Source organism: uncultured Parabacteroides sp. (assembly GCF_905196875.1).
Taxonomy (GTDB): domain Bacteria; phylum Bacteroidota; class Bacteroidia; order Bacteroidales; family Tannerellaceae; genus Parabacteroides.
This window is the reverse complement of the sequence record NZ_CAJJWO010000112.1, coordinates 1-10,975: the sequence shown is the minus strand read 5'-3', so window position 1 is coordinate 10,975 and position 10,975 is coordinate 1. Positions and strand designations below refer to the sequence as shown.

7 protein-coding genes are annotated in these 10,975 nt (G+C 42.0%); 1 reads left to right on the top strand and 6 read right to left on the bottom strand.

Translation table 11 applies throughout. The annotated features are described in order from the left end of the window. A partial coding sequence (locus QZ076_RS21220; RefSeq protein WP_293717106.1) for an alpha-L-fucosidase occupies nt 1-1,273 on the top strand: 1,273 nt, incomplete at its 5' end. A 541-nt stretch (nt 1,274-1,814) separates the two neighbouring features. Here QZ076_RS21220 and QZ076_RS21215 read toward each other — a convergent pair. From QZ076_RS21215 to QZ076_RS21190, 6 genes are all read right to left on the bottom strand, one after another. After that, the gene (locus QZ076_RS21215) at nt 1,815-3,536 is read right to left on the bottom strand and encodes a SusD/RagB family nutrient-binding outer membrane lipoprotein (RefSeq protein ID WP_293717105.1); all 1,722 of its coding nucleotides are present in this window, start codon (nt 3,534-3,536) and stop codon (nt 1,815-1,817) included. 37 nt (nt 3,537-3,573) lie between these two features. Further along, complete coding sequence (locus QZ076_RS21210) at nt 3,574-7,020, bottom strand: SusC/RagA family TonB-linked outer membrane protein (protein ID WP_293717104.1); 3,447 nt, start codon at nt 7,018-7,020, stop codon at nt 3,574-3,576. Between the two features lie 615 nt (nt 7,021-7,635). Continuing rightward, a complete protein-coding gene (locus QZ076_RS21205; protein WP_195370887.1) occupies nt 7,636-8,160 on the bottom strand; it encodes an NUDIX domain-containing protein in 525 nt (174 codons plus the stop codon). A gap of 76 nt (nt 8,161-8,236) precedes the next feature. Continuing rightward, nucleotides 8,237-9,202: an ROK family protein gene (locus tag QZ076_RS21200; RefSeq protein ID WP_195370889.1), complete on the bottom strand. Its 966-nt coding sequence runs from the start codon at nt 9,200-9,202 to the stop codon at nt 8,237-8,239. Between the two features lie 102 nt (nt 9,203-9,304). Then, nucleotides 9,305-9,691, bottom strand: coding sequence for a VOC family protein (locus QZ076_RS21195; protein ID WP_293717103.1), 387 nt, complete (start codon nt 9,689-9,691; stop codon nt 9,305-9,307). Nucleotides 9,692-9,709: 18 nt separating this feature from the next. Further along, on the bottom strand, nt 9,710-10,432 hold the full coding sequence (locus QZ076_RS21190) for an MBL fold metallo-hydrolase (protein ID WP_293717102.1): 723 nt from the start codon (nt 10,430-10,432) through the stop codon (nt 9,710-9,712). Nucleotides 10,433-10,975 lie beyond the last annotated feature (543 nt).

Sequence of the window (10,975 nt, the reverse complement as noted above, 5' to 3'; positions counted from 1 at the left end):
CGGTATGTTTATCCACTTCAATATCCCGACTTTTATGAGTGACGACTGGGCTGATCCCGATGCCAGTCCGGCTATTTTTAATCCGGTGAAACTGGACTGTAACCAATGGGCGGAAGCGGCAAAAGCCGCAAAAATGCGTTATGGTTGTCTGACAACCAAGCACCACAGCGGTTTTTGTATCTGGGATACGAAAACGACCGGATATAATGTGATGAACAGTCCGTTCAAACGGGATGTCGTAAAAGAATATGTGGACGCTTTCCGGAAACAGGGACTTAAAACGATGCTTTATTATTCTATCCTGGATACGCACCATAAATTACGTCCCGGCTTTATCACCAAAGCACATATCGATATGGTGAAGGCACAGTTGACGGAACTTCTCTCTAACTATGGCGAGATAACCGCGATCATCATCGACGGCTGGGATGCTCCCTGGTCGAGAATATCTTATGAAGATATTCCTTTCCAGCAAATATACCGCCTGATTAAAAGGCTTCAGCCCAACTGCCTGGTGATGGATCTGAATGCAGCCAAATATCCGAAAGATGCTTTGTTTTATACGGACATAAAATCGTATGAGCAGAATGCCGGGCAGCATATTTCAAAAGAGTCGAACCTACTTCCTGCTTTATCTTGCTTACCGATCAATAAAAGCTGGTTCTGGAAAGAGTCTTTCCCGGTATCGCCTGTAAAAGATCCCGTTGCGATCGTTAAGGATAATCTGGAACCCTTCAATCAGGCTTATTGCAATTTTATATTGAATGTGGCTCCTAACCGTGACGGTCTGATCGACCCGAATGCCGTTGAGGGATTAAAGAAAATCGGAGAGCTTTGGAAAGACGATGTAGCCGTACCCCGACTTCCGGCTTATGATGCCCCGATAATTGCAACGAATATAGCTAAACATAAACCGGCCAATTCTAGTTGGAGTGAGGATATGATGATCATGGATTTTGGTAATGATGACGACTTTACAACCAGTTGGCTCTCGAACAAGGCTGTAGCAAAGCCCTGGTTTGAAGTAGCCCTGGATAAATGCCACTCTTTTAATATGATAACAATAACAGACCTTAAGGGAAGCATACAACGGTATCGCTTGCTATATGAAGCAGATGGTATCTGGAAAGAGATCTGTTCGGGTGATAAAGCTGATAAAGTTAAAGTACATCGTTTCGACCGTGTCTGGGGAAACAAAGTCAAAATAGAAATAGATAGCACCAATGGGCAGGCTTCAATTGCTGAGTTCGGGGTGTATGATGAACAACGCTAATTATAGTATATAAAGTAAAACCGCCGCGAATCACTTCGGGGCGGTTTCAGGTTCCACTTTTACCATCAATTATGTTTTAAATAATTATTGTGGAAATGTCGTTATTAATTACTTGATGAATTTTATTCGTATATAGCAATTGACTACATTGCCACCATTGTTTTGTACTCGAACTGGTATGTCGAAGTAATCATTTCTTCCAAAATCGTAGCAATGTATTTCAAGACTAGCTTGTGTAATAGTCATAGTTTGTACATAACCATTCTCTACTGTATAATAAATAAATGGTATGCTTACAGGTATGATATCGCAATAGCTGCAATTATAATAGAAATCTTTTGACGGGTCTTGATAGACGATGTCAATACAGGTACCTTCATAATATTCTGCTTTTGCTTGCATCCCTACCATTAAGATAAGAGAAAGGATAAAAATGATTCTTTTCATGGCTGTTTGTATTTAAAGTGTTAATAAAGTCTTTATAAGTGAGTGTGGCAAATTTTATATTTGCCACACTCATATCTATAAATAAGCTAATTGATTATCTAACCATCTTGTAATAATCCTTTTTAGCCCAAAAGAGGTTGGTGTAATAACCGGATGGTTCTTCGTAATTCTTGGCGATAGCTGCCTGGCAGTTGTCACTGTTGTAAGTCAGCTCATCATTCGGATAAGGTAAGCGGTTGGGAGGAGTCGGATAATTTGTCACTTGATTATCTGTTGCAAATTCAACAACAGGATAACCGGTACGACGTGTTACGTTCCAAGCTTCCAGCTTGTTCATGAAACCGAAGTTCAACCATAACTGAGTACAGATGACTTCCTGTGTCGGCTTCCAAATGCTTTCAGCGTAGGCTGTGATTTCTGCATCTGTCGGTCTGACCAACGGACGGAATCCTCTGTAGCTGTCGTTGCCAGGTTTATGAAGCGAGCTTGTCTCTTTCATATTCCAATAATATTCGGTAGACAGTTTTACACCTTCCACGAAGTTTGTTTTCGCCTTGTTGGCATCAGCCGGCACACCGTAACCCATCAAATAGGCTTCTGCCTTGCTGAGACTAACCTCGGCTGCACTCAACCATATTCCGAATACATTTTCATTTCCCTGATATGAGTCCCAACCGGCAGCGGCGATAGTATCGATTTCACAGAAATAGTTGGCCTGAGGCATACCCCTTTGTACATATTCCTGATGCTTTTTATCATTCAAGTTAGATATTTCTACGTCAGTCATCATAACATCGTAAGCTATGTATTCACCATCAGGGTTACAGTCGTACATAACTTCCAAACGCGGGTCGGTCTTTTCGTCAGGTATACCGTTTGCCGGTACGTTCATTGCTTTCAGAACCGTCTGTGAACTGGCTGCCATACCTCCTGAGCGAAGTGCTTGCGATAATGATTTGCCGAAGTTGAAGTCATCCGATTGTGTGTCTGCTGTCACTCCCATATTTTCCGAATTGTTGTCGATCAGCGGATACTGACCCGGATTGTTCAGAATTTCGGCAATGGCTGCATGTGCTTCTGTTACGCAATCGCCGCCAGTTGATAAATGAAGAGCGATACGCAAGCGGAGCGAGTTTGCATATTTCTGCCACATGGTTGCATCACCGGCAGCGATTGTATAGTCTTGACGGCTTAATGCAGTAAGACCTATCGCATCCACATTACCACTTGCGAAATAGTCGCCTACCTCTTTCAAGTTGGCTAGAATTTGCTTGTATAGTTCTACGTCGTCGTCGTAAACGCATTTCTTTTTCGCAGCGGTATAATCGCCGTCTTTCCAAAGCGTTCCGGCTCCGTTGTAAGGAACATCGCCGAACACGGACAACATTTCATGTAACTGCGATTCAACCAACGTACGACCCAGATAATAGAATATCACGTTTGATGGCTTATCTTTCTCGGGAAGATTTTCGTAGTTATCTTCAAGCACACGCAGCTGGGTGAGCATTATGTAGAATTCTTTCCAACGATCGTCGTAACGTCCTTCACCTGATCCCATAAAGCGACCGCGTGAATTATTTGTACCGATAATACCTGAGAAAAGACCGGATGTGGTTGATTGTACCCAATGACGATAATACATTGGGTTCATCCATACATTACCTTTAAACATTATACCGGTAAATACCTGAGGCACGCCTACTGTTTCTGTCTTGGAAGGATCGGCATACTTGTCATCATACGCTGAATCGGCGCATGATGAGGCGAGCGATATCAGTGCGATTCCTCCTATTAACAATGAATATATCTTTTTCATAAATTCTTCTTTTTAATCTGATTTAGTAAATAGTAAGTTAGAAGCTTGCGCGAACTGAGAAACCGAATGTACGTGCACTGGCCGTAGAACCGCCGATTTGTGCCTGGTACATCCAGTTTGTACCGTCTGTTGCTTCAGTGTCGAACAGTTTCAATGTGCGGTATACATAAAACGGGTTGCGTACGAAACCGGAAACCATCAGGTTGCTGCAAGCAAACTTTCTGGTCAATTCTGTTGGTAAAGTGTAACCCAGGCTAATTTCGCGACATTTGATATAGCTGTTCTTCTGGATAGCATCCTGATAGGTTCGGGTAGCACTTGTTCCCCAACCATACATACTGGTATTTGCTTCCATCTGAGTTACAATGATATCGTTTGGCGTGCCGTCTTCCTTCACACCCGGAAGAATTAAACCATTGTCCCAAACATAATGTCCATTAACCATTGTTTCACCCCGCTTATAGTTGCCTACTTCACTAGGATTGAGCACATGGATTGATCCTTTATCTGCCATCTTTTCTGTATCGCTGTAATAGAACAGACCTCCAGTTGATTGGTCGCGAACACCTATAGCATCGGTAATATTACCCGCATCCATCATATACTGCCAAGGTGTGTTCAATACATCACCACCGAAGCGGAAGTCGAATGCCATATCCAAAGAGAAGTTCTTGTAGCTTAAGCTTGTACCGAAACCTCCGGTTACCTTCGGCATGGCGTTACCTACTTTGTGACGTTCCGATGTATCAGTGATATACAAACCGTTGCTACCTACAATTTTATTACCGTTTTCATCAGTTTTCCAAGTATAAGTGTACCAGTCACCCATAGATTCACCAACGTGCGATTCTAGTGAGGCTGCACCACCATCTACAGCTCCTTCTGGGTGATTAAGAATGTCAAGACCATCAGCTAACTTATTAACTACATTCTTGTTCCATGCTACATTGGCACGCAAGTCCCATTTCCAATCCTTGTTTTGGAAAGGAGTGCCGTATACGCTTAATTCGATACCCTTGTTGCTCAACTCACCGACATTCATCAACATACTTTGCGCACCCATTGAAGCAGCGCTGGTTGTTTGAATAATCTGGTCCTTGATGGTGTTGCTATAGAAGTTGAACTCCATACCCAAACGGTTGCCGAAGAATTTGTTTTCCAAACCGATTTCAAATTCATACTTGGTTTCCGGTTTGATATTTTCGTTACCGATACTTTTATCAATAAAATTATAGCTATAGGTAGATGATCTTAGCAATGATTCTTGCATGTATGCCAAATTAGCACGATAAAGTTCAGGGGCGTTACCTACAATACCGTAAGAGGCACGTACCTTACCGTAGTTCCACCAAGTCGGCATCTGATCTTTCAGCAACTCTGTATAGAGCACACTTACACTGGCAGAAGGATACCAGAAAGAGTTGTTACCTTTCTTTAGGGTTGAGGTCTTTTCCTGACGTATAGAACCTTCCACAAATCCCCATCCGCTATAGCCGTAGCTGGCTGTCAGGAAGGCACCTGTTTTAAGCATCTCCTGTTTGGTCATGCTTGCATTCTTCGTACCGACGGAGGCGTTCAAGTGGAACCAGTTTTCCTGAGTCAGCCCTTGATTGGTGCTTACGTCTGACAGGTAGTAGGATTCTTCGCGTACCGTCCAACCCAAATTGGCTGTTACGTTATGAACATCGTTGAATGTTTTGTCGAACATCAACATAACGTCGCTATAAATAATTTGATATCGGCTGTTTTTTAATCCGTATTTGTCGCTATACTGGCCATTGGTGGAAAAGAGATGCGCATTACTTGCAGATTCCATGTTCTCGATCTTGTCAACAGTCAGGTCGGCAGCTGCACGTCCGCTTAATGTCAATCCGGGGATGATTTCCCAAGTCGGGTTAACAGAACCGATGAAACGTTGGTGTTCTTCCAACTGTTCTATACCCATGATCTTCCAGAAATACTCATCCATCAATGAAACTGATTTCATTGGTGTGTAAAGGAACTGTTCGTCAGGTGTTAAAGTATCGCTTGTACCGCCATTGTTGGCTGAGATACTGTTCATATAACCAAGACTTGTTACCGTATGGTCGCGTATATAAGCAACATCGGTGAAGCCGCCGAACATACCACCATAGTTATTGGTCAAACGACTGATACGATACGGACGGTTCTTGATGAACTGGTTCTGATAAGTAGCCGTATAATTCAACTTGATTGTGTTAGTCACATCGAATGTACCATTCAGACTAAAGTTATGCTTATGGTTGTTTGAGTTGAGCTGCATGGCCTTTGCATCGTTGTAGGTGTACGAGAAACGTACATTATTACGTTCGTTGCTGTTGGTCAATGACAGGTTATATGTTTGGTTGATACCTGTACGGAAGATGTCTCCCCACTGGTTGTGGTCGATCGGTGTGAAAGCGCGCTGTGTACCGTCGAAGTAGGTAACCATCTTACTTGGATCATATTTGGCACCATATGAATAGTATGTTTCACGGTTAGGCGTAGTAATCGTGTTACCGTTGCGGTCCACAAGTGATTGTCTGAAACCGGTCAAAGCTTCCAAATTGTTGTTCCCTAATTCGGAGTTATCATAACCAGGACCGTATTCTTTCTGGATTTCGGGCATGTAGGCTACCTTATCGAAGCTCACATTGGCGCTGAAATCGATTTTTGTGCCAGTACCGGCTTTCGCCTTCTTAGTCGTGATCATCACAACACCGTTGGCTGCTTCCGATCCGTACAGGGCAGAAGCGGCAGCACCCTTTAAGATAGAGATGTTCTCGATATCTTCGGGGTTGATGTCGACCATACCGTTAGAGTTGATACGTTGGTTACCCCAATAACCATCATTGTTGGTGTTGCCGTTGTGAAGAGGCACACCATCCATGATAATAAGCGGTTGCGTATTACCCGTGATAGAGGAAAGACCACGAACGGAGATAGATACCGCTGATGTACCGCCACCGGGAGCAGCCTGAATACGTACACCGGTTGCCTTGCCGTAAAGTCCGCTAGCGATGTTCGAACCACCGGTTCTGGTCAATTCGTCAGATGATACATTACTTACTGCATAACCTAACTTCTTGGCATCTTTCTTGATACCCAAAGCCGTTACAACTACTTCATCGAGCTTTTGGCTGTCCTCAGCTAATTTAATGTTTAATGAAGCTTGTCCTGCATAAGCAATTTCCTGAGTCGCATATCCGATAAAGGATATCTGGATAATGTCTCCGTTTTTTACTCCTTCCAGGCTGAAGTTACCATCCATGTCGGTAATACTACCGTTTGTGGTTCCTTTGATCACTACTGATGCTCCGGCTACAGGGCCGAAATCATCTTCTACAACACCGGTCACTTTCCCGTTTTGCTGGGAAATGGCGGTTCCTTGCTTCTCTGGCGCTAAGTCAGCATAGGCACTTGCGGGAAGTGTTATCGCTCCTGCGATAAGAATTAAGCTGACAGGTTTGAAGTGTTTCAACATAATTAATGAGTTTATAGATAATAATACTAGTATTAGTGGAGTTACCTTAGATTTGACGTTTATTGATGTTTTTGATCTTAGTTCTAAAAGAACTAAGGCTATCCTGGTCTCATAACATTATTATTATTAGGTATATACGGATTGTTAAGTCTGATTAAAAAAACTTTTTTACAAAACAGCTGTTGGAGACTTGTGATTAATTACGTTCTTTGCAGTTAATAAATATTGTGTAAATTGATAAGGTGTAAATTGTGGTTGATATATCGGATTATAATACGAATAAAATATACAATATCAATATAATCAAAGGGTAAAGTTTGTAGTCTGATTTTCCGATTATTATATTTGCTCTCTTATTAGAAGTGTTAAAAACAAAGCAAAATATTACTTTTATTGACGTAAAATAACAATACGTAATAAATAATTAATACATTTGTGCCAGATATTTAGTACGGAGTTCTTTTAGAACTAAGGTGCTATTTATGATTATGTGTCCTATTTTTTTGAAAAAAATCTTATAACTATAGTTGGGTGTAGAGATCTATAATATAGAATACAAAAAGAGCGGAATGCGCCGCTCTGTAATTGTCAATTGTAGAAATGAAAATGTGAAAGTTAACTGTTGCTTTTTTGATAAACCCCAATAGCCTTCTTTATTGACATCAATCCGAAATCGTCGGCATTTAACTCTTCTTTTTTCATAATAACGATTTCGGCAGCATCATCTTCTGCATGAACATTGTTGAAGTTTTCCACATGGCATTCGAAAAACATGTCTACTGTGTGCACTTCAAAACCACTATACATATAAAGATTAGGGATAGAAAACAGATAACGGCATTTGGTAATATCCAGTCCTGTCTCTTCTTTTACTTCGCGATGAACTGCTTCTTCCGCCGACTCGTACATATCGACAAATCCTCCCGGAAGATCGAGTGTGCCTTTGGCCGGATCTTTGGCACGTCGTACTAATAGCATTTCACCTGTCGCATTACGTATGAAGCAAGCGACAGCTGACGAAGGATTGAAATAATAAACAAAACCGCATGTTGTACACTGTTTGGCTTTTTCGTTGCGTTCTACGAATGTTTTAGCACCACATTTGGGGCAATAGACGAACTGATGTAAAGGATGACTCATAGGATAGGATTATTATAAATGAATAAGGGCGACCTAGAGCCGCCCTTAATCCGGGGCAAAACCCCTGTAAATACGATTACTCTTTTACTTCCCAACCTAAAGCGCTAGCTCCTAATACGGCAGCATCGCTTTCTTTCAATTGAGAGAAAAGAAGTTTTGTTTTACCTTCATACACTTTCAGCATGTTCTTTTCCATCGAGCGTTTGATCGGATTCATGATCAGATCGCCAGCCTTGGTAAGACCACCGAATAGGATAATAGCTTCCGGACTTGAGAATGCAACAGCATCAGCAAAAGCTTCACCCAGGATATTACCAGTGAATTCGAAGATTTCAAGAGCCAGCTTGTCATTCTTCATCGCTGCTTCATATACATCTTTTGAAGTGATTTCGTCCGGATCGAGTTCGCGTAATAAACTGTCGTCCTTACGGATTTCCAGATATTCGCGGGCTGTACGAGCCACACCTGTTGCCGAAGCATACGTTTCCAAACATCCCTGGCGACCGCAACCGCAAGGACGTCCATTGTTACGACGCATGATTACGTGACCAAGTTCACCGGCAAATCCATCGTGTCCGTAGACCAGATTACCGCCGATAACGATACCGCTACCAACACCTGTACCCAACGTGATTACGATAAAGTCTTTCAGACCGCGTGCTGCACCGTAAGTCATTTCTCCGATTGCGGCAGCGTTAGCATCATTTGTCAATGCAACAGGAATACCTCCGATCTGTTCGCTGATCAACTGTGCCAAAGGAATTTTACCTTTCCACGGAAGGTTTGGGGCAAATTCGATACAACCGTTGAAGAAGTTACCATTAGGAGCTCCTACGCCTACACCTTTGATTTTGTCCGGACCACCAGCCTGATCGATCACTAATGACAGACCCTGACCGAGTTCGGTAACATAATCATTGATATCACTATATTTCCCTGTTTTGATTGATCCACTGTACAAGATTGTTCCTCTTGCATCCACAACACCGAAAACAGAATTGGTACCGCCTATATCAATACCTACTACATAAGGCTTCTCCATGATTTTATATTTATGATTAATAATGAGTTTTTCTGGAAAGCAAATATAAGAGGAATATGGTTAGCTGCAATGATTTTCTTCAAAAAAATGCTCCATGATGTTTTATTTCATATCTCTGGCGGGTAGGATCTCGATCCAGTAGTCGTCCGGATCGTTGATGAAGTACAGTCCCATAGCGGTATTCTCGTAACATACGCAGTCCATTTCCTTGTGGAATTTGCGTACTTCGTCGTAATCGCCGGCTACGCGAAAACAGAGATGGCTTTCGTTATCTCCCAGTTCGTATGGTTCGTTACGGTCTTTCAGCCAGGTCAGTTCCAGCAGGAATCCCGTCTGATCGTCCGTCAGGTAAACGAGGACGAAAGAGCCGTCTTGCGCCTCTTTGCGGTGGTGTTCTTTCAATCCAAGCGCCTTGTTATAGAAAGCGATACTTCTTTCAAGGTCGAGTACATTGATGTTGAAATGATCAAATTTGCCTTTAATTTCCATAATTGTTTTCTTTATAAATTAAAAATCAGTGCCTTCTCCGGGGACGGACAACAAGATATAACGACATCCTTTCGACTCTGCATAAGGTCCGAAAGCCATTACTTCGGCCGGACGTTCCCAGAAATGCATGGGGACTAAAACGTCTGTCTTTATCCTGTCGACAAATTGTTGGGCTCCCCGCATAAAATCCGTCCCGATACGTGGATCGACAGGAAACATGGCCAGATGCAGATGATTGGTTGCTTCGGCCAGTGTATTCAATTCATGCAGGTAGTCGCCTTCGGCTTTGCCCACTTCCGCTGGTGTCGATTCATCTTTCCAGTGCCAGTTGTTTAGGTCGCCTGCATGGAAAAGCTTTTTCCCTTCGCTATCGATCAGGAAGGAAATACCCACATCGGTGGAGCCGAAAGCCCGGATGCGGATGTTTTCATCTTCAAACACATCTCCTTTCTTCAGATATAATGCATCTTCGGGTTTAGCCCTGCGCCTTTTCAGTATGTCTTTGGAGAAAATATATTTGATATCCTTTTTTATCTTTTTCCATTCCAGTACTTCCGGGTTGAAATGATCCGGATGAAAATGTGACGATAATATATATAATGTACCCGGGCGATGGAGCAGCTCGTCATGAACAAAGCCTGTGCCCGGTGTCTTTCCCGTATCTTTAAAATAGTCTATCAGGATGGCGTATCCATCCGCTTCGATGGCAAATCCGCTATGGTAGATATAAGTAAGTCTCATAATCTTCTTCTTGTTTGTTGATCTGTAATAAAAACACAGGAATCGTCGCTTTGGTTGTTTCGACGACTGCAAATATACAAAAGGATTTCGATGTTTGTTTTTTTTGCAGCGAGAGTCCGTTTGACTAAATGACATTAGTATAGCGACTAATCGGGATTAATATAGCGGGTAATTGAAATTAGTATTAAGGCTAATATTATTTAACATATTAAACGGATAGGAAAAGACCTGTTTTATAAGCCAAGTGTAATAATAAATAAAATCACAATCTTTTCTCAGAATTATCTAAGAGTTCTTTGGAGATGTTCCTAATAACTATTTTATCAGAGGTAGGTGTAAATTTATTTACACCTACCTCTAAATGAAATTAGACCTACCTGTAAATCTATTTACACCTACCTCTAAATAAAAAGACATTCAAACATCTTTCTCCATTCAATATAGTAAAATGAACAAAGCATGCTATTGATTTAATCATAGTTTGGTTCTTTTCAATAATGAGCCAATTTGCTAATGTGCCGATATGCCAATGGAGATAGCAAT

Bases quoted from the DNA above. Each gene is read 5' to 3' on its own strand.
- QZ076_RS21200 (WP_195370889.1), bottom strand. From the start codon at position 9,202: ATGGAGAAGCCTTATGTAGTAGGTATTGATATAGGCGGTACCAATTCT.
- QZ076_RS21190 (WP_293717102.1), bottom strand. From the start codon at position 10,432: ATGAGACTTACTTATATCTACCATAGCGGATTTGCCATCGAAGCGGAT.
- QZ076_RS21195 (WP_293717103.1), bottom strand. From the start codon at position 9,691: ATGGAAATTAAAGGCAAATTTGATCATTTCAACATCAATGTACTCGAC.
- QZ076_RS21210 (WP_293717104.1), bottom strand. From the start codon at position 7,020: ATGTTGAAACACTTCAAACCTGTCAGCTTAATTCTTATCGCAGGAGCG.
- QZ076_RS21215 (WP_293717105.1), bottom strand. From the start codon at position 3,536: ATGAAAAAGATATATTCATTGTTAATAGGAGGAATCGCACTGATATCG.
- QZ076_RS21205 (WP_195370887.1), bottom strand. From the start codon at position 8,160: ATGAGTCATCCTTTACATCAGTTCGTCTATTGCCCCAAATGTGGTGCT.